General features: G+C 66.4%; 20 protein-coding genes. 9 read left to right on the plus strand and 11 right to left on the minus strand.

Annotated features, from left to right (window positions below; genetic code table 11):
* The 8 genes from DBZ45_RS20325 to DBZ45_RS20360 form a co-directional block, all read right to left on the minus strand.
* Positions 1-975, minus strand: a 975-nt coding sequence (locus tag DBZ45_RS20325; RefSeq protein WP_111904668.1) for an L-idonate 5-dehydrogenase, incomplete at its 3' end; no start/stop codon positions are given.
* Positions 975-1,745, minus strand: a complete 771-nt coding sequence (locus tag DBZ45_RS20330) for an SDR family oxidoreductase (protein WP_111904666.1) — start codon at positions 1,743-1,745, stop codon at positions 975-977. The genes DBZ45_RS20325 and DBZ45_RS20330, both read right to left, overlap by 1 nt.
* Before the next feature lie 143 nt (positions 1,746-1,888).
* On the minus strand, positions 1,889-2,830 hold the full coding sequence (locus DBZ45_RS20335) for a 2-hydroxyacid dehydrogenase (protein WP_111905637.1): 942 nt from the start codon (positions 2,828-2,830) through the stop codon (positions 1,889-1,891).
* 75 nt (positions 2,831-2,905) lie between these two features.
* On the minus strand, positions 2,906-3,661 hold the full coding sequence (locus tag DBZ45_RS20340) for an SDR family oxidoreductase (RefSeq protein ID WP_111905638.1): 756 nt from the start codon (positions 3,659-3,661) through the stop codon (positions 2,906-2,908).
* Positions 3,662-3,691: 30 nt separating this feature from the next.
* Complete coding sequence (locus DBZ45_RS20345) at positions 3,692-5,032, minus strand: MFS transporter (protein WP_111905639.1); 1,341 nt, start codon at positions 5,030-5,032, stop codon at positions 3,692-3,694.
* A gap of 48 nt (positions 5,033-5,080) precedes the next feature.
* Positions 5,081-6,094, minus strand: a complete 1,014-nt coding sequence (locus DBZ45_RS20350) for a biotin-dependent carboxyltransferase family protein (RefSeq protein ID WP_111905640.1) — start codon at positions 6,092-6,094, stop codon at positions 5,081-5,083.
* Positions 6,091-6,816, minus strand: a complete 726-nt coding sequence (locus tag DBZ45_RS20355) for a 5-oxoprolinase subunit B family protein (protein ID WP_111905641.1) — start codon at positions 6,814-6,816, stop codon at positions 6,091-6,093. The genes DBZ45_RS20350 and DBZ45_RS20355 overlap by 4 nt, the downstream gene beginning before the upstream one ends.
* 1 nt (position 6,817) lies before the next feature.
* A complete protein-coding gene (locus DBZ45_RS20360; RefSeq protein WP_111905642.1) occupies positions 6,818-7,606 on the minus strand; it encodes a LamB/YcsF family protein in 789 nt (262 codons plus the stop codon).
* 545 nt (positions 7,607-8,151) lie between these two features.
* Here DBZ45_RS20360 and nac point away from each other — a divergent pair.
* The 3 genes from nac to DBZ45_RS20375 all read left to right on the plus strand — a co-directional run bounded on the left by nac (position 8,152) and on the right by DBZ45_RS20375 (position 11,245).
* Positions 8,152-9,075, plus strand: coding sequence for a nitrogen assimilation transcriptional regulator NAC (gene nac / locus DBZ45_RS20365; protein WP_111905643.1), 924 nt, complete (start codon positions 8,152-8,154; stop codon positions 9,073-9,075).
* 124 nt (positions 9,076-9,199) lie between these two features.
* Positions 9,200-9,433: a hypothetical protein gene (locus DBZ45_RS20370; protein WP_111905644.1), complete on the plus strand. Its 234-nt coding sequence runs from the start codon at positions 9,200-9,202 to the stop codon at positions 9,431-9,433.
* Between the two features lie 213 nt (positions 9,434-9,646).
* Positions 9,647-11,245, plus strand: coding sequence for an HNH endonuclease (locus DBZ45_RS20375; protein ID WP_111905645.1), 1,599 nt, complete (start codon positions 9,647-9,649; stop codon positions 11,243-11,245).
* 91 nt (positions 11,246-11,336) lie between these two features.
* Here DBZ45_RS20375 and DBZ45_RS20380 read toward each other — a convergent pair whose 3' ends face one another.
* Both DBZ45_RS20380 and DBZ45_RS20385 read right to left on the minus strand, forming a co-directional pair.
* The gene (locus DBZ45_RS20380; RefSeq protein WP_111905646.1) at positions 11,337-12,014 is read right to left on the minus strand and encodes a 4-carboxy-4-hydroxy-2-oxoadipate aldolase/oxaloacetate decarboxylase; all 678 of its coding nucleotides are present in this window, start codon (positions 12,012-12,014) and stop codon (positions 11,337-11,339) included.
* A 51-nt stretch (positions 12,015-12,065) separates the two neighbouring features.
* A complete protein-coding gene (locus DBZ45_RS20385) occupies positions 12,066-13,274 on the minus strand; it encodes an aspartate transaminase (protein ID WP_111905647.1) in 1,209 nt (402 codons plus the stop codon).
* Positions 13,275-13,516: 242 nt separating this feature from the next.
* Here DBZ45_RS20385 and DBZ45_RS20390 point away from each other — a divergent pair, with 242 nt between their 5' ends.
* Positions 13,517-14,056, plus strand: coding sequence for a hypothetical protein (locus DBZ45_RS20390; protein ID WP_223257191.1), 540 nt, complete (start codon positions 13,517-13,519; stop codon positions 14,054-14,056).
* A 99-nt stretch (positions 14,057-14,155) separates the two neighbouring features.
* Entirely contained in the window at positions 14,156-16,333 is a 2,178-nt protein-coding gene (locus DBZ45_RS20395; protein WP_111905649.1) for an amylo-alpha-1,6-glucosidase, read from the plus strand.
* Between the two features lie 100 nt (positions 16,334-16,433).
* Here the strand turns inward: DBZ45_RS20395 and DBZ45_RS20400 are convergent, their stop codons facing one another.
* Complete coding sequence (locus DBZ45_RS20400; RefSeq protein WP_111905650.1) at positions 16,434-16,949, minus strand: flavin reductase family protein; 516 nt, start codon at positions 16,947-16,949, stop codon at positions 16,434-16,436.
* A 238-nt stretch (positions 16,950-17,187) separates the two neighbouring features.
* Between DBZ45_RS20400 and DBZ45_RS20405 the strand changes: the two genes are divergently transcribed.
* From DBZ45_RS20405 to DBZ45_RS20420, 4 genes are read left to right on the plus strand one after another with little or no spacing between them, the layout of a single operon-like run.
* The gene (locus DBZ45_RS20405; protein ID WP_111905651.1) at positions 17,188-17,598 is read left to right on the plus strand and encodes a TOBE domain-containing protein; all 411 of its coding nucleotides are present in this window, start codon (positions 17,188-17,190) and stop codon (positions 17,596-17,598) included.
* Positions 17,595-18,398 (plus strand): molybdate ABC transporter substrate-binding protein, encoded by an 804-nt coding sequence (gene modA / locus DBZ45_RS20410; RefSeq protein WP_111905652.1) that lies wholly within the window; start codon positions 17,595-17,597, stop codon positions 18,396-18,398. The genes DBZ45_RS20405 and modA overlap by 4 nt, the downstream gene beginning before the upstream one ends.
* Entirely contained in the window at positions 18,373-19,236 is an 864-nt protein-coding gene (locus tag DBZ45_RS20415) for an ABC transporter permease (protein ID WP_111905653.1), read from the plus strand. Before modA ends, DBZ45_RS20415 begins: the two co-directional genes overlap by 26 nt.
* Positions 19,233-20,282, plus strand: coding sequence for a sulfate/molybdate ABC transporter ATP-binding protein (locus DBZ45_RS20420; protein ID WP_111905654.1), 1,050 nt, complete (start codon positions 19,233-19,235; stop codon positions 20,280-20,282). The genes DBZ45_RS20415 and DBZ45_RS20420 overlap by 4 nt, the downstream gene beginning before the upstream one ends.
* Positions 20,283-20,318 lie beyond the last annotated feature (36 nt).

Below are 20,318 nucleotides of genomic sequence, written 5' to 3' on the forward strand. Positions count from 1 at the left end.
GAGGGCGGTGATGACCTCGTCGATTTCGTCGTTGAACCGGAAGGAGCCTTTGAGGTCCAGTTCGCGGGTGATGGCCAGGGAGATCAGGACCGGCTGCGGGCCGGTGGGCAGCAGCCCGACCATGACCACGGTCCCGCCCCGGGCGGCGCCCTGGATCGCGGAGGCCAGGCCGTGGTGGTTCCCGGAGGATTCGATCACGACGTCGGCCTGCACCCTGGCGATCGCCTCACCATCGGCGGCGTTCAGGGTCTCGTCCGCGCCCACCGCCGTGGCGATCTCCAGGGGTTTGGCGTGCATGTCCACCGCGACGATCCGGGCAGCGCCGGCACGTTTGAGGACCGCGACCACCAACGCCCCGATCGGGCCAGACCCGATCACGAGCGCGGTCTTGCCGGCCACGTCCCCCGCCCGTGCGACCGCGTGCCAGGCCACACTGGCCGGTTCGATCAGGGCCGCGGTGCGCAGGTCCAGGGTTTCGGGCAGGGCCCGGAGCATCCTCACCGGCAGGTTCACGTACCGGCTGAACGCCCCGTCAGTGTGCGGGAACCGCGCCGCAGAGCCCAGGTACGTGCACCCCGGTGACAGGTTCGGCCGGTCCGCCGGGTACCTTGGCGCGTCCGGGCCCGTCCCGGGGCCCGGGGTGGCCGGGTGCACCGCCACCGGGGTCCCGGCGGCCGGGCCGGAACCGTCCGCGGCAGCCCTGACCACCCGGCCGCTGATCTCATGGCCCAGCACCAAAGGCGCCTTCAGGATCGACTCCCCCGCCGCGCCGTGCAGCCAGTAATGCAGGTCCGACCCGCAAATCCCCCCATACAGCACCTCGATCACGGCCTCGTCCGGGGCCGGGGCCGTCAGCGGGACATCATCGATCCGCAGATCCCCCTTCGCATGCGCGACCACCGCCGGACCCGACACCGGCAGTTCCGTTGCCGCTGCTGCCGTTGTTTCTGCTGAAGATTCTGTTGTGTGTGTCATCAGACCACCACCGTCATTCCGCCGTCGATAAAGATTGTCTGCCCGTTCACGAAATCAGACCCGCTGGAGGCCAGCCACACCGCCGGGCCGGCCAAATCCTGCACCGTGCCCCACCGCGCCGCCGGGGTCCGGCCCAGGATCCAGGCATTGAACTGCTCATCGTCCACCAGGTTCTGCGTCATCTCGGTATGGATATACCCCGGCGCGATCCCGTTGATCTGCAGCCCCGCACCAGCCCACTCCGCGGTCATCGCCCGGGTCAGGTTCCGCAACCCGCCCTTCGCCGCCACATACGGGGCGATCGTGGGCCGGGCCAGGTCCGTCTGCACCGAACAGATGTTAATGATCTTCCCGTGACCCCTCGGAATCATGTGCCGGGCCGCCTCCCGGCCCACCAGGAAGGCGCTGGTCAGGTCCGTGGAGATCACCCGCTCCCAGTCCTTCACGTCCAGCTCCAGCATCGGCACCCGGTGCTGGATCCCGGCGTTGTTCACCAGGACCTCCAGCGGCCCCACATGCTCCTCGACCCAGGCCACCCCGGCCGCGGCCGCCGAATCGTCCGTGACATCAAACGCCACACCGTGCACCCGGCCCGGCGCGTACTCAGCCGCCATCACCGCCTCCGCAGCCTTCAACCGCTCCGGATTCACCCCGTTCAACACCACCGTCGCACCCGCATCAGCCAACGCCCGAGCCAACGCATTACCAATCCCCCGGCTCGAACCAGTCACCAAAGCAACCCGCCCGGTCAAATCAAAAAGTGAAGTCATGAAGAGCAGCTCCTTCGCCGCGGTCTGCGCAGTGCGCCAAAAATGATGGTTCAGTTTCGCGCGAACGTACACTTGTGGCCCCATTTGCGGGTCCCATGCCGGGCCGCAACTGTAGGTTCGCGCTTGTTTCGGAAGCTGCTGTCTTAGAAGGGACCGCGCTGCACGAGGTTGGCCGGGGTTCCTCCCGCGGCCAGCGCTTCGAGCTGCTGCCGCAGGAGCTTCAGGATCCGCGGCTGGAAGGCGGACGCGTTGCCGCCCACGTGGGGCGTGATGAGGGCGTCGGGCGTGGACCACAGCGGGTGGTCCTGCGGAAGCGGTTCCGGATCGACGACGTCGAGGGCGCACTGCAGGCGGCCGGAGAGGACTTCCTTGGTCAGGGCTGCGGTGTCCACTACCGGGCCGCGGCCCACGTTCACCACGAGCGCGCCGTCGGGCAGGGCGGCGAGGACTTCCTCACCGATCAGGTGGCGGGTGTGGCCGTCCAGGGGCAGCACCGTGACCAGGATGTCGTGGGTCGCCGCGAGCGTGGGCAGGTCCGCCGAAGCGTGGACCTCGCCGTGCTCGTCGGTCCGCGCCGTGCTTCCCACCCGTGTAACCGTGACCTCGAAGGGCTCCAAGCGGCGGGCGATCTCGTGCCCGATTCCGCCGACGCCCACCAGGAGCACGCGGCGGTCCGCGAGGGACTGGCGCCGCTCCGGCCGCCAGAGACCGTACTGCTGGTCGCGGACCGCCTGGTCGATGCCGCGCAGCTTGGCGAGGATCAGCCCCACCGCCAGTTCCGCCGTCGCCGCCGCGTGCACGCCTGAGGCGTTGGCGACGCCGGCCGCCGGACCGGCGGCTTCAATGACGCCGTCGTATCCGGTGGACTGTGTCTGGACGAACTTCAGTTCGTCCACCTGGGCGAGCGATCCCAGAACCGCGCCGGCGTTGATGTAAGGGAGGATGACGCCGTCGATCTCTCCCAGCGTCCCGCCGTCGGGATCCGATTTCATGTCCCAAACAATTCCCTTGAGCCCTTCGGGGAGGGGCGAGAGATCGGCGAGCAGTTGCCGGTCGGGGAAGCTGACGGTGCGTACTGGTTGCATCGGAAACCTATCGATTCTGTGGATCTGGGGTGGACAGGGTGGGGCCAGTTTTGGGATGGCCCCACCTTGGGCAGCTTAGGCCTGGCGCCGGTCGAACGTGAGCCCGCCGGGGACCTGGAAGGTGGGCATGAGTTCCATCATGCCCACATTCACGTGGCGCGGTGTTTCGATGGCGTAGTCCATGGCGTTGACAATGTCGTCGGTGGTCAGGGATTCGTAGCCCTCGTAGTACGTCTTCCAGGCCTCTTCCATGGCCTCGGGCGAGCCGCCCATGTTGCGGCCGAAAATCTCCGTCTCGACGCGTCCGGGGCAGATCTCGGTGACGCGGATGCGCTTGCCGACGGTGTCGTTGCGCAGCTGGCGGGAGATCTGGTGCACGGCTGCCTTGGTGGCGTGGTAGACCGTGTGGCCGTAGAAGTTGTACAGGCCGGCGATGGAGCTGACGTTGATGACGTGGCCGCGGTCGCGTTCCACCATGCCGGGCAGGACCAGTCGGGTGAGCTGGAGCAGGCCGCGGAGGTTGACGTCAATGAGTTCGTCGATGTCGTTCTCCGAGGAGTTCAGGATGTTGCCGGGCCGGGATACGCCGGCGCAGTTCACCAGGACGTCGATCTTGAGATGTCCGACGGCGGCCGTCAGGGCCGCGGTGTCGGTCAGGTCAACGACGTGGGGAATGGCGCCGGTCTTGTCGGCAAGGTCGTTCAGGCGTTCCTCGTTGCGGGCAACGGCGTGGACGGTGAGTCCGCGCTTGGTGAGGCGCTCGGCGATCGCGGCACCCATCCCGGTCGAGGCACCGGTGACGAGGGCTGTTGAGTAGTCTGAAAACGGCATGTAAGTCTCCTGTTAGTGCAGTGGTGAGTGTTAGGCGTCGCGCAGCGGCAGGTGCGCGCGGTCCTTGACGGTGCTGACGGCCGCCAGCGTGCCCAGCGCGGTGATGACGGCGTAGAAGGCGGGCATGTAGACGTTGCCGGTGGACGAGATCAGCCAGGTCATCAGCAGCGGGGCGGTTCCGCCGAAGAGTGCCGAGGAGATGTTGTAGCCCAGACCGTAGGCCGAGTACCGGACGCGGGTGGGGAACAGTTCCACGATCAGGATGTGGATCACCGCGGTGTGACCGGCGAACACAATGGCCATGATGCAGGCTCCCAGGATGGCCAGGGCCATGTTGCCGGTGGCGATGAGTGCATAGGAGGGGATGCCGAGGACAGCCATGGCGATTGCCGAGCCGGCGATGACCTTCTTGCGTCCGATGCGGTCAGACAGGGCACCCATGAACGGGATGGCGATGCAGATGACCACCAGGCTGCAGGCGGTGACGAGGAGTGCCTCACCGATGGTGAAGTTGAGCTGCTTGCCCTTGAGGAACGTGGGCATGTAGGAGAACAGGACGTAGTAGCCGGAGCCGTTCATGAGCGGGATGAACAGGGCCAGGAGCATGGCGCGGCGGTGTTCGGCGGAGGCGAAGGCTTCCTTGAGTGGGTTCTTGGACAGGCCGCCCTCTTCCTTCAGCTTCACGAAGTTGGGGGTGTCCGCGATGGCCTTGCGGATGTACCAGCCGATGACGCCCATGGGGATGGCGACGAGGAACGGGATGCGCCATGCGAACGAGCCGAAGCCGCCGCCGTCGATCGCTGCTGCAGTGAGCCACGGGGACATCGAGAACGCCACGAGGGTGCCGGTGAGGAGAGCCGCGAAGGAGGCGATCTGGGCGTAGGACGTGATGATGCCGCGCTTGCCTTCAGGGGCGTGCTCGGCGAGGAAGGTCATGGCGCCGGCAGCCTCGCCGCCGACGGAGAAACCCTGGAGGAGGCGGAGCAGCACAAGCAGCACGGGGGCTGCGATGCCGATGGCCGAGTAGGCGGGCAGGAGCCCGATACCGGCGGTGGCGATGCTGATCAGCAGGATGACGAAGACCAGGAGCTTTTGGCGTCCGATCTTGTCGCCCAGGATGCCGCACACGACCGCGCCGAGGGGGCGGACGAAGAAGGACACAGCGTAGCCGGCGAAGACGAACAGCAGTGCGTTGTCCGGATTGCCGGGTGCCAGGAACACGAGCGCCAGCGTTCCGGCCATGAAGGCGAAAATGCCGTTGTCGTAGAGCTCAACAAAAATTCCGACGCACCCGGCGGTGACGACTTTCCGGGTCTGCCTCGCATCGAGGCGGTCGTGCTGCGGTGCAGTCGCACGCGTTGGTGTAGACATTTTCATTCCTAACTTGGACTTAGTTCGAGGGGAGGTCATCGGTGATCCTTAGCTGCCGGCTGCCGGTATAAGTTCCGGCCAGCCGGGCTCTTTTCCGATGCCAAGGAGGGCGAAGATTGTGCTGACGCGGGACCGGAGGTTTTCCAGTTCCCTTATTGCGGCCCGATGCTTTGCTGTGGCTTCGGGGACGGTGGTTTTGCGGAAAGTGATGGTGTGCCCGGGGCGGGCCTGGGCGAGAGTGTCGAGCGAGCGGCTGGTGACCACTGCCAGGACGGGGTACCCGGCGGTGACGCCGCGTCCCCGGTGCAGCACCAGCAGCTCTTCCCTGGAGGGAACCTCGATGGCTCCCACCGGAACGCCGCGGGACAGCACCTCGGCTGACGACTGGCGTTCGGGAAGCGCCCCGCCGAGGCGCAGCCCGATGTGGTTGCTCCGGGCACTGACGGTGTATTCGGTGGTGTACAGCAGCTCTGCTGTGTCGCCGAATTCTTCAACGTCCGGTCCGTCCGTGACGTCGATGACCGCCCTGCTGCCAAACTCGGGCCGGGTCAGCCCCAGCCGGAACAGCGGAAGGTCAAAGTATGGCTGCCGGATGGGTCCGACGCTCCTGCCAGTCTTCAGCTCGGTGCCCTCGGAGAGCCGTAGGCCGAAGCCGACGACCGTGTCCGGGGCGCAGCTTCCCAGCAGTTCCGGAGCCTCCACGGAACCGTGGACCGCAAGGTAGGCGCGGAGGCCGCCGGTGATCCGGCGCGCCGCCACGGTTTCCCCGGCACGGACGGACACCGGTTCCCACTGCTGGCATTCGCGCCCGCCGACGGTGAGGGTCAGCGGTGCGCCGGTGACAGCGATGAGGAGATCCGTGGTGGCCTGCATCCGGAAGTCGAGGGCGGTTATTTCCAGCAGCGGGGCGTTGTCGGCGTTGGCGGCGAGGATGTTCGCCGCCCGTGCCGAGAACTGGTCCAGTGCCCCGTTGACGGGGAGCCCGAACCGGGGTCCGCGGAACCGGCCCAGGTCCGTGACCACCGAGTTTCCGGGCTGCTGGATGATCAGTGACCCGCTCATCGTGCTGCCTCCAGTTTCCGGCCCGCGTACTCTGCGAACTCTTCCGGCTGGATCTGGCGGAACGTCAGGCGGTCGCCGGGAAGGTAGGGAACCAGTGGCTCGCTGGCGGCGTCAAGGACTGTCAGCGGGGTCTGGCCGATGACGCACCATCCGCCGGGGGCCGCCGCCGGAGCGATGACTGCCTGCCGGCCGGCGACGGCCACGGCACCCGCCGGAACGGACAGCCGGGGATCCTTCAGCCGCGGAACGGGGAGAGGAAAGTCGGGGCCGTCCATCATGGGTGAACCCGCGGGGGCACCGAGGCAACGGATGACGTAGGACTTGGCCGTGTGGAGCGCGATGATCTCCTCCACGGAGAGCTGCTCGTGCTCGGCAACACGCTCAAGGTCCGGGCCGTATTCGCCGCCGTAGACCACCGGGACGCTGAAATCGCGGGGGGTGCGGGCGGGTGCACCGACGTGCTCCAGCTGGCGCAGGCCAAGGAGGACGAAGGCCCGGACCTGGCGCGCAGAGGTGACACCGGGGTCAAATTCCACGAGCAGCGAGTCGTACGTCGGCACTGCGCCGTGTACACCGTCGGCCCCTGCAGTCTCAAGCCACTGCGCGAGGGCATGGACGGTGGCCCAGTTGGCCTCCGTGTCATCGGAGGAGGCGACGACCCGCAGGGCCGAATCCCCGGACTCGAAGATCTCCACCGGAGTCGGATTTGGGGTGGCAGCCATGTCACGCGACCTTCTCTTTGGCGGCCAGCACCTGCGCGAGCGGGGCGATGGTCACGCCGGCGTTCTCCAGTTCGGCGCGGACCCGACGGGCCAGCTGCACCGCACCGGGGGTGTCCCCGTGCAGGAGGACGGTGTCGGCAACAATCGGTAGGTCCGTGCCGGCGACGGTTGCAATGAGCCCCTCGCACACCATGCGGACCGTACGTTCGACGATGACGGCAGGGTCGTGGATCACGGCACCGGGGCGGCCGCGGGGCACCAGGGTGCCATCTGCCTCATAGGCGCGGTCGGCGATGCCGACGATGCCGACGGGGAGCTGCCGTTCGGCAGCGGCGTCGGCGAGTTCGCCGTCCTGGGCCAGGACGATGAGGCCGGGGTTCAGGCGGGCGGCGGCATCGGCTACGGCAGCTGCGTAGTCGGCCCGGGTGGCAACGAGGTTGCCCAGGCGGCCGTGCGGCGCAATGTGGGCCACGGTGGTGCCGTGGTAAGCGGCGAAGGCGCTCAGGGCGCCAAACTGGTACAGGACGTCGTTGCGGACCTCGTCCGCCGTCAGGTCCATGGCGCGCCGGCCAAAACCACGCAGGTCCGGGAAGCTCGGGTGCGCCCCGACGCTGACGCCGCGGCGGACGCATTCGGCGACCGTGGCGTGCATGATGTCCGGGTCACCGGCGTGGAAGCCGCAGGCGATGTTGGCACTGGAAACCACCTCGAGCAGGGCAGCGTCGTCGCCCATCGAGTAGGCGCCGAAGCCTTCTCCGAGATCTGCGACGAGATCAACTGTGGGTCCCATTATCTGCCTTCCTGGGGTGGTTAGCAGCGGCCCTGCCCGCCGGGGCAAAGGGATCAGCTGCGCTGGTGATGAGGTGGGTCCGAACTGGCCCCGTGAGGGCTTCCCGGTTCGGCACTGCCGGGCTACCGGCTTCTGAAAAAAGTCTGACACCGGGATTTGGCTCACACAAAGACGTAATCGGTGTCACGGGATAGGTGGTGGTTATGACCACCGCCGCAGTGGAGTCCATGACCATCTCCTTCCCACTTAGGAGGGTTCGACCCTTGCTGGCCCGTCCTCGTTGCATTGAACATATGGAGCGTTTATTTCGGGAATGTAAAACAGCTCGCCTATTTCAATAAAATCTATTTCTATGCAAAATGCATCTGGCCCCATCGGGAAATTGCATGTCCCCCGAGGGGATAGAATGTACCCTTAATGAAATAGCGTTCTGGGTTCAACCTAGTGTCAGCGATGTGGATCACACAAAGACCTATTGCGTGTCCCTCCATAGCATCCCGTTATGACCTTTCGGGTTCAGGACGCCGCAAAGAGAGAGGGCGGCCGTGGATACCAGGAAACTGGCGTACTTCGTACAGATCGTGGACTCGGGGAGCATCACCAAGGCCGCGGCTGCGCTGCACGTGGCCCAGCCGGCCCTGAGCCAGCAGGTTTCGGCGCTGGAGACAGAACTGAAGCAGCGACTGCTGATCCGCAGCAAGCAGGGCGTGCAGCCTACGGCCGCCGGACACACGCTGTACCGCCATGCCCAGTCCATCCTGCGGCTCGTCGCGCAAGCTCGAGTGGACGTTGCCAAGTCGGGGGCGGCGCCGTCCGGCCGCGTTTCAATTGCCATAGCGCCCTACAGCATGGCATCGAGCCTGACCCCGCAGATCATCAGCGAAGTGGCCCGCCGGTACCCGGACATTGTCCTGCACGTCACGGAAATCTACGGTGGAGTCCTGAGCGAGGCCATCAAGAACGGCCGGCTGGACATGGCGCTCATCTATGAGCCCGGCCCCATCCGCGGCGTCCTCTTCACCACGATGATCGTCGAGGACCTGCACCTGGTGGTCAACGCCGCCAGAGCGGACGTTAACTCGGAGAACGGCGAGATCACGCTGGAGGAGGTGGCCCGGCTGGGGCTCTTCCTTCCCGAGAAGATTCACACGCTGCGCCAGGCGGTCGAAGCCGGTTTCGACAGCAAGGGGCTCAAACTCCATCTCGTGGGTGAGGTGGAATCGGTGCCCTCGCTGACCCGGCTGCTGCGCGCCGACCTGGGGGCCACCATCCTGCCCAAGTCGGCTGCGGACGCACTGTTCCACGAGGAGGACTTCCACGTCCTGCGGATTGTGGACCCGGCGCTGCAGTGCAAGATCGCGCTGTGCACACCCGACCACGACCCGCTCTCGGAGGCGGCATCGGCAGTGCTCCTGGTGCTGAAGGAGATGCTCCAGGAAATGCTTAACGACAAGTACGGCCGCTCATAGGTTTGGCTTATTAGGGCACTCATCATTTGTCTTAGTAAACGAGTGCCCGTGATTCTAGTATTGGTGGCAAGCCAAGAAATTGCGGTGAATTATATTCCGCAGATAATTCAACGGGGAGCCAGCCATGAAAAAGATCAGCACCGCCAGGAGAACTTCCGACCCGAGCCTGGGGCTTATGGCCAAAACCGGGTCGCACTGCCCGACCAACGGTTTCTGGCGGCCGGAGGACCAGTCCGCAGCGCCCATCTTCGTATTCGAGGGCAGCATCATGCCGGTCAGCGGAGGCGGGTCGACGGTCTGGCACCTGGAGGACGCGGTGTTCGGCGCCCCGGCCTACCCGGTCCCCCACCGCGTCTAAAATTTCGTACGACGGCGGAGCTGCCGCGGCTTGGGCTGTCTGCTCACCAAAGCACCCAACTGAGTAGCAGCACAGGGCGTTCTCAGGGCTGGGAACGCCCTATGCTGCTACCCAGTTTGCGTGCTCGGGTGGACCTAAAAAACTTTTAGATGCCGGCCGCTTCTGGTGCCTGATCGGCCCTTTATTGTCAGTCCCCCTTGGCAGACTGTGTCCATGGAAGGCATCGGGAATTCGGCACTGACAGCAGCGGCGCCGCGCGTCGTTCTGCAGGCTACCGCTGTTCCCGACGCCGATTTCCGCTTCGACGCGTACGCGGACGGCGGGTTCCCGTATGACGACGACCTCGACGCCGTATATCCGGCATCGTTGCCGGAGGACCCGTTTCCTGAGGCTCTGTTCGCAGACCGTCCCTTCGATGAAGACCTCTTGTTTGACGACAGCGTCCCGTTCATCGCTGCTGCAACCTCGGGCTGGTTTCTCCCGACAGCTGACCTCACGGCAGGCAATGCGGGGCTGATCGACCAGGTCCGCGCCTACGAGAACGTCAAGTGCTGGGCCGCCGGGCAACAGGCGAGGCTGTCCGTCACTTTCGAGGCCAGACTCCGCCAGGAATCCGCCGACCGGCGGCCCCTGGCCGCGGAAGACCTGGGCAAGGACCGCGGCAAAGACAGTGGCCTGGGCGCGGCTGAACAGATCGCACTGGCCCGAGGCGAGTCCCCAAACCGCGGACAACGGCTGCTCGGCACGGCCAAAGCCCTGGTGCAGATGCCCCACGCCCAGGCAGCGCTGGAGAACGGGCAGCTGAACGAAGAACGCGTCACGCACATCGTGAAAGAGACCGCCTGTTTGCGCGTCGAGGACCGGACGGCCGTTGACGAGGAACTCGCCGCCGACACCGGCACCTTCAACGGTGCCGGGACACGGGCCGTCATCGCCGCTGTCCGCGCCGCAGCGATCCGGCGGGATCCCCGCTCCGTCGCCCAGCGCGCCAGCCACGCCACATCGGACCGGAGGGTGAGCCTGCGCCCCGCCCCGGACTGCATGACCTATTTGACGGCGCTGCTGCCCGTCCACGAGGGTGTCGCAGTTCTCGCGGCGCTCACCCGGAACGCCGACTCCCTGCACGCCGCCGGAGACCCGCGCTCCCGCGACCAGATCAAAGCCGACACCCTCGTTGAAAGGACCACCGGCACCCCCGGCGGCATCACCGGCATCGAGCTCAACCTCGTCATGACCGACCGGACACTCTTCCAAGGCGACTCCGAACCCGGTCGGATCCCCGGCTACGGCATCGTCCCCGCCAACTTCGCCCGTCACCTGCTCACGCAAGGGCAGGAAGTCCAGGGTCGCGTCCAGCCCGCTGCGCGCGATTCAGCCAAGGGTCTACAAGAACTCGAGACCTGGGTCCGGCGCCTCTACACTTCGCCTGGTGGCGGCGATTTGGTGGCCATGGACTCGCGGCGGCGTCTTTTCCCGGCACCGCTGCGCCGCTTCATCCAAATCCGCGACGACACCTGCCGAACGCCCTATTGCGACGCCCCGATCCGCCACCACGACCACATCACCCCGTGGCACGACGGCGGCCCAACGTCCCTGAGTAACGGCCAAGGACTCTGCGAAGCCTGCAACCACACCAAAGAACTCCCCGGCTGGAAAGCCCAACCCAGACCGGGTCCGAGACACACCATCGAACTGACAACGCCCACGGGCCACAGCTACCATTCCACCGCACCGCCGCTACCGGGAACTGGGCTGCCCGGAACCTGGGTGCGCGAAACACACCAGGCCGAACAGACCGGCCCGGCGCCGTAACAAAAAGCATCAGGCCACGGTGCTGCTTCCTATTTAAGGGGGCAGCACCGCTTTAAGGGGGCAGCACCGCGGCCTGATCACGTCTACGCGACTACGCGTGCTCGACGAGCAGGCCCTTAGCCTTCAGTACTTCGGTGAGGTTGCACAGCTCGATGGTGGTGCCGCCGGCCTTGTAAAGGCCGATGAGCTCGCGCTCGGCGTCGTCGCGTTCCTGCGAGAGGCGGATGACTTCCTCGATCTCGTCCTTGCGGACAACCACAACGCCGTCGGCATCGCCGCGGAGGACGTCGCCCGGGTAGATGATTTCGTCACCGAAAACCACAGGGTGGTTGATGGGGCCGATGGTTTCCTTGACGGTGCCCTTGATGGAGACGCTTCCCGAGAAGACGGGCAGGCCCAACTCGATGAGGTCCTGGGTGTCGCGGACACCGGAGTCCGTCACCAGGCCCGCGAGGCCCTTGGCCTTCATGGCGTTGCCGAGGACGTCGCCGAACGTGCCTGCTTCCTCGTACTCCCCCGCCGCGGCCAGGATAACGTCGCCGGCCTCGGCGTAGTGGATGGCCACCTGCAGCATGAGGTTGTCCCGGGGTGCGCAGCGGACCGTAGTGGCGGGGCCGCAGAAGGACATGCTGCGGTCGATCGGCTTGATCTTGGAGCTGAGCGCGCCCTTGCGGCCCTGTGCCTCGTGGATGGTGGCTGATGAGAACTGCGCCAGACGGCGGACGGCGTCGGCGTCGGGTCGTTCGATGTTGGTCTTTACGTGGATCACAGAATTTTCCTTAATTTAGTTGGGGGTTGGCTGGGGGCCCGCTAGCGGAACTCAGCTGAGGGCGCGGACAGCCTTGTCGATGGCTGCGATGGACTCTTCAATGACGTCGAGGCTGGTGGCGTAGGAGATGCGGAAGTACGGGCCCAGTCCGTAGGCCGAGCCCTGGATGACGGCGACGGAGGCCGCCTCCAGAAGGTAGAGCGTAAAGTCCTCGTCGTTGGCGATGACCTTCCCCTCCGGGGTGGTCTTGCCGATGGCACCGCCGCAGTTGACGTACGCGTAAAAGGCACCTTCCGGCGTCGCGCATGAAAGGCCGTCGACGGCGTTCAGCGCGGCTACCGCAGCGTCGCGCCGGTTGCGGTAGACCTCGACGCTCTCCCGGACGAAGGACTGGTCGCCGGTGAGCGCGGCAGCGCTGGCGGCCTGGCTCACCGAGGACGGGCAGGAGGAGATCTGAGACTGGAGCTTGTTGATTGCAGCGATCAGGGGCGCGGGGCCGGCGGCGTAACCGAGCCGCCACCCCGTCATGGCGTAGGCCTTCGAAACGCCGTTGACGGCAAGGATGCGGTCCTTGAGTTCCGGAGCAACCTCCACCAGGCTCTGAATCCGACCGGAGCCGAAGTAGATCTGGTCGTAGATCTCATCCGTCAGGACATAAACCCGCGGGAAGTTCGCGAGGACATCCGCCAGCGCCCGGAGTTCGGACCGGGAGTACACGGCACCCGTGGGGTTCGACGGGGTGTTGAGGATGACCCACTTGGTCCGCTCGTTGAGGGCGCCGGCCAATGCTTCGGGGGTGAGCTTGAATCCCGACTCCTCGCCGCAGGCGACAATCACCGGCGTGCCCTCGTTCGCGAGCACCATGTCCGGGTAGGAAACCCAGTACGGCGCGGGAACCACAACCTCGTCGCCGGCGTCCAGGGAGGCCATGAACGCCATGAAGATCACCTGCTTGGCACCGCCGCCGATGGTGATCTCGGCCGGCGTGTAGTGGACGCCGCTACGCAGCTCGATGGTCTGGAGGATCGCCTTCTGCAGTGCCGGCGTGCCGGTGACCGAGGTGTACTTCGTCTCCCCCTTGCTGATGGCCTCAACCGCTGCCGCCTTGATGTGCTCAGGGGTATCGAAGTCCGGCTCACCGACCGTCAGGTCCAGGATCCGGCGCCCTTCTGCCTTCAGCTCACGCACGCGGGCCGCTGCGGCCACGCTGGCAGATTGCTTGATGCGGGACACTCGCGATGCAGGTTCAAATTCAGACATGGTCTCTTCCTAGGGAGTCAGGACGAAGCTATATTCGTTCCTTCGACACTAGGGAATCCCGGCCGGTCTGGATAAGACCTAATCTGCGTGGACGGATAAGCGTCTCTTATGGACCGCCGTCGTCCTTCTGCCTAAGCACCCAACCCAAACTAATTGATTATGGCTCCACGCAGTATAGGTATTTCCGCCCCTCCGTCCGTTCTGCCTAGCCTTCTAGGTGAGTCGTAAATCCGATCCGAGGAGTGCTGTTGGAAATTCTGCACCGTGATGACCGCGGCGACGGCTACTACCGCTACCGCTACCGGGGGACGGCGAAACCCGACAAGGCCGCTGTCCAGGCGGAAAAGACGCGCAAGCTGCTCCGGGACAGCCGGCAGCGGATTTCCTTCAATGCCACCAGCATGCGCGCCCTCTCGGTCCGGCTGAACCAGCAGATCGCGCAGGCACTGTGCGACGGCATGAAGGTCACCCGCCTTGCAGAAGCCGCGGAACTCTCCCGTTGGGCGGTCCGCACCGTGGGCCTGTCGTCCGACGACCTGCTCCCTTCCGGGGCGCCGGCGGAGCAGCACCTCGCCTCGATCCGCCAGCTAAAGTCGGAGCTGGCTGAACTTGAACATTCCAAAACCGCTCTGGAAGACCGCCGCCTGAACATTTTGGCAGCAGCACGACGGCGGGGAGTCCTGGATGACTACGAGCTCGCCGCCCTCAGCGGGCTGCAGCGGGAGACCATCCGGAAGATGACGTGGGGCGTCCACCCCGAATCCGGGGCGATCCCGGCGTAAGTCTCCATCCGGCGTCGTGCGAGTCAAGCCCTAGCTAGGCGTAGCGCGCAAGCGTAGCGTCGAACTGGACGCTGTTGCTGGTTGCTCGGAGGTGGCGCAATGGCTGGATGGAATGCTGATACGGCGGCGGGCCCGTTGGGGCCCGGGACGGTCACCTTGGTCGAGGGATCGTCCTTCTGCATTTCCCTGCCGAACGGCGACATCAGCGCCGACCATCCGCATGGCCTCTTTGTGCAGGACGCCCGCATCCTCTCGGGCTGGAGCCTGACAGTCGACGGCCTGGCGTTGGAGCCGCTGGCGGCAGAGACGAAGGAGCCCTACCGGGCGCTGTTTGTGGGACGGGTTCCCCGCTCGGACGGCTACGCCGACAGTCCCCTGATCGTGGAGCGGCTGCGGGAGGTGGGGGCCGGCATCCAGGAGCAGGTCACGGTCCGGAACTTTTCCCTCGAGCCGGTCGACTGCATGATCGCTCTGAAGATCGGGGCAGACTTCGCGGACCTATTCGAGGTGAAAGAGGCCCGGATCCTGCGGCGCTGGGACGAAAAGCGGCAGGCCGACGGCGGCGCGCTCACCATTCGGGCGGGGTGGCAGGACGTCCGGAAGGGCGTGGTAATCCAGGCACCGGGTGCGGACATTTCCGCGGACGCCGTGACGTACCGGGCAACAGTTCCAGCGCACGGACACTGGAGCACGGTCCTGACAGTGCTGCCCAGCAGCGAGGAATCCGATGCGGCGGTGGCTTTCGTCCATTCCGAAGGGGACGGATTGTCCCCCAGGGACCTCCGCCGTCGGGATTGGGTGGCGAAGATTCCGGTCCTGCAGATGGGCAACCGGTCGGTTGAACGGACCCTGCGCCGCAGCTACGACGATCTGGGTGCCCTGCGGATCGAGGACCCCGAGCATCCTGAACGTGTTGTGGTGGCCGCCGGGGCGCCCTGGTTCATGACCCTGTTTGGCAGGGACTCGCTCTGGGCTTCGGTCATGGCGATGCCGGTGGACCCGTCCCTGGCCCTGGGCACGCTGCAGACCCTGGCCGACCGGCAGGGATCCGTCGTGGACCCGATGACCGAGGAGGAACCGGGCAAGATCCTCCATGAGGTCCGGCTCGACGTTTCCAGCGGGCTGTCCCTGGGCGGCAAGTCGGCCTACTACGGCAGCGTCGACGCGACCCCCCTGTTCCTGATGGTGCTCGGTGCGGTCAGCCGCTGGGGCTTCGCCGCGGACACCATCGCTGCTTTGCTGCCCCACGCGGACCGCGCACTCGAGTGGATCATGAAATACGGGGACAGGGACGGCGACGGCTTCGTCGAGTACGAGCGCCTCAACGACCAGGGCCTGATCAACCAGGGCTGGAAGGATTCGTGGGACGGGATCAACTTTGCCAATGGCACATTGGCCGAGCCGCCGATCGCACTCTGCGAGGTCCAGGCCTACGTGTACGTCGCTTACCTTTCGCGCGCGTGGCTGGCGTACGACGCCGGGGACACGGCTTTTGGTAATGAGCTCGCCGACCGCGCGGCCCGGCTGAAGAAACAATTCAACGAACAGTTCTGGATCCCTGAACGCGGGTACTACGCCATTGCCCTGGACGGGAAGAAAAGGCAGGTGGATGCCTGCGCTTCGAACATGGGTCACTGCATGCTGCAGGGCCTCATTGACGAGGACAAGGCCCCTCAGGTGGCCGAACGGCTGATGTCCCCCGAGATGTTCAGCGGCTGGGGCGTGCGAACCCTGGCCAGCGACATGGGCGCCTACAACCCCGCCAGCTACCACAACGGATCGGTGTGGCCGCACGACAACGCCATCGTCGCGGCCGGGCTGCTCCGCTACGGCTTCGTCGAGGAGGCGCAGCGGATCGCCACCGGCATGATGGATGCTGCCGAATACTCCGACGGCCGGCTCCCGGAGCTGTTCTGCGGTTTCAGCCGTGAGCAGCTCGCCGCCCCCGTCCCGTATCCGACGGCGTGCTCGCCGCAGGCCTGGGCAGCGACCGCACCCATCCAGCTGGTGACAAGCCTGATGCGGTACGACCCCGTCGTTTCCGCGGGCGGCGTCTGGATGGACCCGGTTCTTCCTCCGTCCTTTGGGGACCTGCACATCACCAACGCTCCCCTGGGCGGCGGCCGCATCACCATCGACATCGCCAATTCCGTCCCGTCGGTCCAAGGGCTGTCTGAGGGGATGACGCTTCACCAGGGGCACCGGCCGTGGATGGTCGAACTGGTCCAGCAGGCCGATCACCGTCGCAGGGAGCGGTTGGAAAACTGGGGCAGGTAGCCGGAGTAAAGGTCACACCGGGAGGAGGCGAACGCCGTCGCGGTTCCCGTACGTCTTGGAGTCGACGCGGCCTTGACCTTGGCCACGCCGCCCCCCCCTGTCATGCGACGCCCTCCAGGATTTTGACCCGTGGCTGCACGGAGACGTAGTCACCCTTGAAGAAGAGGAGGGGATCGACGTCGGAACGGGCGCTGAGCGCGCGGACCGCCGCCACCACGATGGTGTGGTCGCCGCCGTCGTACTCCTGGTGCAGCTCGCAGTCCACCCAGGCCAGGGCGCCGTCAAGGACCGGGTTGCCGAGCGGCGAGGGCGTGTGGTCGACGCCGGCGAACTTGTCCGCACCGGACCGCGCAAACTGGGCCGCCAGATGCTGGTGGTCGGCGGGAAGGATGTTGACGGTGAAGCGGCCCACCTGACGCAGCAGCGGCCAGGTGCTGGAGGTCCGTGCCGGGCTAAAGGTCACCAGCGCCGGTTCCAGTGAGAGGGACGCAAAGGACTGGCAGGTGAACCCGGCAGGGCCGTTCTCCGTGGCAGCGGTGATCACGGTCAGGCCTGTGGCGAAGTGGCCCAACACGTTGCGGATCCGGCGCGGGCTGAGGTCTGAGAGTTCCGTCATGGCGAGTCCTTTCGAAGCGTGTAGACCCAATCAAGCATCTCTCTGGCGGCTTCCCAAGCCCGGCTGCAACGTACTGACGCGCACTGAAACGCAGCTTCACCGGCCGAAGCGGGGCGTAACAAAACCGGCTAACTTCCGGGTCGGTCGCTTGGTGTTCTGCAGCCGCTCCGCTCTTATTGTGTTCCGAATTTGCGGAAGAAACTCCCATTAACAGCCGCAGATAGTGGATTATGGTGACATGCCGAAAATCCGGATCTCCGAAGCCGCTCGCTTTCTGGGCGTCAGCGACGACACCGTCCGCCGCTGGACCGAGAACGGGATGCTGACCCCGGTCAAGGACGCCTCCGGCCGGCTGGCCGTCGAGGGGCTCGAACTCGCCCACCTCGCCCGCAACCAGGCGCAGCTGCCCGAGGACCCCACCCGGGTAGGCAGCTCGGCGCGCAACCGGTTCGTTGGCCTGGTCACCGGCATCACCGCCGACAAGGTCATGGCCCAGGTGGAGCTGCAGTGCGGCCCGTTCCGCGTTGTCTCCCTGATGAGCAGCGAAGCCGTCCGTGACCTCGGCCTTGAACTCGGGTCCGTGGCCACCGCCGTCGTCAAAGCCACCACCGTCATCATCGAAACGCCGCAGGGAAAGAGCATCACATGAGCACCATCCGCGTGCGCATCGGCGCCCTGCTGGCCGCCGGAGTCCTTGCCGCCGGTCTGGCCGGCTGCGCCGCCTCCAACACTGCGGCCGGCAGAACCCAGAGCGGCAGTTCGACGGCGGCCGGCACCGGCACCCTGACCGTTTTCGCCGCCGCGTCCCTCAAGCCGACGTTCACCAAGATCGCCTCCGAGTTCGAGGCCGCAAACCCGGGCACCAAGGTCACGCTCAACTTCGCCGGGTCCTCGGACCTGGCCACGCAGATCACCCAAGGCGCCCCAGCCGATGTGTTCGCCTCCGCCGACACCAGGAACATGGCCAAACTCTCCGACGCGAAGCTCATCGACGGAACGGCAAGCAACTTCGCCACGAACGTCCTGGAGATCGCCGTCCCGCCGGGAAATCCGGCGTCGGTCAGTTCCTTCGCCGACCTGGCGAAGCCGGGCGTCAAGGTGGTTGTCTGCGCACCCCAGGTTCCCTGCGGCGCCGCCACCGAGACCGTGGAACAGGCCGCCGGAACCACCCTGAAACCCGTCAGCGAGGAATCCTCCGTGACCGATGTGCTCGGCAAGGTCACGTCCGGGGAAGCCGACGCCGGGCTGGTCTACGTCACCGACGTAAAAAACGCAGGCGACAAGGTCCAGGGCATCCCGTTCAGCGAATCAGGCAAGGCAGTGAATACCTACCCGATCGCCACCGCGGGCAGCAGCAGGAACAAGGAACTGGCCAGGGCCTTCATCGCCACGGTCACCGGCAGCGAAGGCAGGAAGGTCCTCAGTGAGGCCGGTTTCGGCACCCCGTAGCAAGGCCGGGACAGCCCGCAAAACTAACCGGCGGGACACCGGCTACACCGGCGTCCCGCCGTGGGTCTTCGCCCTCGCGGCAGCGGGAACGCTGTTTGTCCTGCTTCCGCTGGCCGCCATGGTGGCCAAGGTCAACTGGGGCCAGTTCATCCCGCTCATCACCTCCGAATCCTCCCTCACCGCGCTGGGCCTGAGCCTGCGGACCTCGGCCGCCAGCACGGTGCTGTGCATAGTGCTCGGCGTGCCGCTGGCCCTCGTCCTGGCCCGCGCCAGTTTTCCGGGCCAGCGCCTGCTGCGGGCCTTCGTGCTCCTCCCCCTCGTGTTGCCGCCGGTCGTCGGCGGCATCGCCCTGCTGTACACGTTCGGCCGCCAGGGCATGCTCGGGCGCAGCATCGAATTGGCGGGGATCCAGATCGCCTTCTCCACCACCGCCGTCATTCTTGCCCAGACGTTCGTGGCGCTGCCGTTCCTGGTGGTCAGCCTCGAGGGCGCCCTGCGCACCGCGGGCACCAAGTACGAGGCGGTCGCTGCGACCCTGGGCGCCCGTCCCACCACGGTGCTGCGCCGCGTCAGCATCCCGCTGGTCCTGCCCGGGCTGGCTTCCGGTGCCGTGTTGTCGTTCGCGCGCTGCCTGGGTGAGTTCGGCGCCACCCTGACCTTCGCCGGCAGCCTCCAGGGCGTCACGCGCACCCTGCCCCTGGAGATCTACCTGCAGCGGGAAACCGACGCCGATGCCGCCGTCGCGCTTTCACTGGTGCTCGTCGCGGTGGCGGTCGCCGTCGTCGGGCTTTCCTACCGGCGCCCCCGGGCCCTGGCGGCGGAGGCAGGGACAGGATGACCTTCACGCTCAACGCCGCGCTGCACGTGCGCAACTTCGACGTTTCCCTCACGCTTGGACCCGCCGAAACCGTTGCCGTGCTGGGCCCCAACGGTGCCGGCAAGTCGACACTGCTGGGGATCATCGCCGGGCTCCTCCGCCCGGACAGCGGGCACGCCGTGCTCGGACAGAAAACGCTGTTCAACCTCGACGGCGGGAACAGCCACTTCCTGCCGCCGCACACCCGGGGAACAGCGCTGCTCGCACAGGAACCGCTGCTGTTTCCGCACATGAGCGTGCTGGAGAATGTCGCCTTCGGGCCGCGGGCAGCCGGCGCGAACCGGGCAAGTGCGCTGCAGACGTCGCGGCACTGGCTGGCCGAGGTGGAGGCCGCGGAGTTCGCGGACCGGCGGCCGGGCCAGCTCTCTGGCGGCCAGGCGCAGCGCGTCGCCATCGCCCGTGCCCTGGCCACAGACCCCGAACTGCTGCTGCTCGATGAGCCCATGGCGGCCCTCGACATCCATGCCGCCCCCATGCTCCGCAGGCTGCTCAAGCGGGTCCTCGCCAACCGCCGGGCCATCATCATCACGCACGACGTCCTGGACGCCCTGATGCTCGCCGACCGGGCCGTCGTCCTCGAGAGCGGACGGATCACGGAGGAAGGGCCCACGCGCGCGGTCCTGGAGAAACCGCGCAGCAAGTTCGCCGCCGGTTTGGCGGGCATGAACCTGCTCCCCGGCACCATCACCGGCCGTGGGCTAACGTCCGACGGCGGACTGGACATCACTGCCCACCCCGAGGACGGTGCCGTCCCCGGCCAGGACGGCGTCGCCGTATTTTCGCCGACCGCGGTCTCGGTCTTCCTCAGCGCTGAGCACGGCAGCCCGCGGAACTCTTTCGCCGTCACCATCACGGACCTTGAACCCCACGGCGACCAGATCCGCGTCCACGCCGGCGGCTTGTCCGCGGACATCACCCCGGCAGCGTCGGCGGACCTGGGACTCACGCCGGGGATGACCGTCTACTTCGTCATCAAGGCCACGGCCATCGCGGTTTATCCGGCGTAGGTTGGCGGAACGCGGCTCGGCGGCTGCTCCGACCCC

It is taken from the genome of Arthrobacter globiformis (genome assembly GCF_003261175.1).
GTDB classification, from domain to species: domain Bacteria; phylum Actinomycetota; class Actinomycetes; order Actinomycetales; family Micrococcaceae; genus Arthrobacter; species Arthrobacter globiformis_A.

Coding starts and splice junctions, on each gene's coding strand:
- DBZ45_RS20330 (WP_111904666.1), bottom strand. CDS start 1,745: ATGACTTCACTTTTTGATTTGACCGGGCGGGTTGCTTTGGTGACTGGT.
- DBZ45_RS20335 (WP_111905637.1), bottom strand. CDS start 2,830: ATGCAACCAGTACGCACCGTCAGCTTCCCCGACCGGCAACTGCTCGCC.
- DBZ45_RS20340 (WP_111905638.1), bottom strand. CDS start 3,661: ATGCCGTTTTCAGACTACTCAACAGCCCTCGTCACCGGTGCCTCGACC.
- DBZ45_RS20345 (WP_111905639.1), bottom strand. CDS start 5,032: ATGTCTACACCAACGCGTGCGACTGCACCGCAGCACGACCGCCTCGAT.
- DBZ45_RS20350 (WP_111905640.1), bottom strand. CDS start 6,094: ATGAGCGGGTCACTGATCATCCAGCAGCCCGGAAACTCGGTGGTCACG.
- DBZ45_RS20355 (WP_111905641.1), bottom strand. CDS start 6,816: ATGGCTGCCACCCCAAATCCGACTCCGGTGGAGATCTTCGAGTCCGGG.
- DBZ45_RS20360 (WP_111905642.1), bottom strand. CDS start 7,606: ATGGGACCCACAGTTGATCTCGTCGCAGATCTCGGAGAAGGCTTCGGC.
- DBZ45_RS20370 (WP_111905644.1), top strand. CDS start 9,200: ATGAAAAAGATCAGCACCGCCAGGAGAACTTCCGACCCGAGCCTGGGG.
- DBZ45_RS20375 (WP_111905645.1), top strand. CDS start 9,647: ATGGAAGGCATCGGGAATTCGGCACTGACAGCAGCGGCGCCGCGCGTC.
- DBZ45_RS20385 (WP_111905647.1), bottom strand. CDS start 13,274: ATGTCTGAATTTGAACCTGCATCGCGAGTGTCCCGCATCAAGCAATCT.
- DBZ45_RS20395 (WP_111905649.1), top strand. CDS start 14,156: ATGGCTGGATGGAATGCTGATACGGCGGCGGGCCCGTTGGGGCCCGGG.
- DBZ45_RS20400 (WP_111905650.1), bottom strand. CDS start 16,949: ATGACGGAACTCTCAGACCTCAGCCCGCGCCGGATCCGCAACGTGTTG.
- DBZ45_RS20405 (WP_111905651.1), top strand. CDS start 17,188: ATGCCGAAAATCCGGATCTCCGAAGCCGCTCGCTTTCTGGGCGTCAGC.
- modA (WP_111905652.1), top strand. CDS start 17,595: ATGAGCACCATCCGCGTGCGCATCGGCGCCCTGCTGGCCGCCGGAGTC.
- DBZ45_RS20420 (WP_111905654.1), top strand. CDS start 19,233: ATGACCTTCACGCTCAACGCCGCGCTGCACGTGCGCAACTTCGACGTT.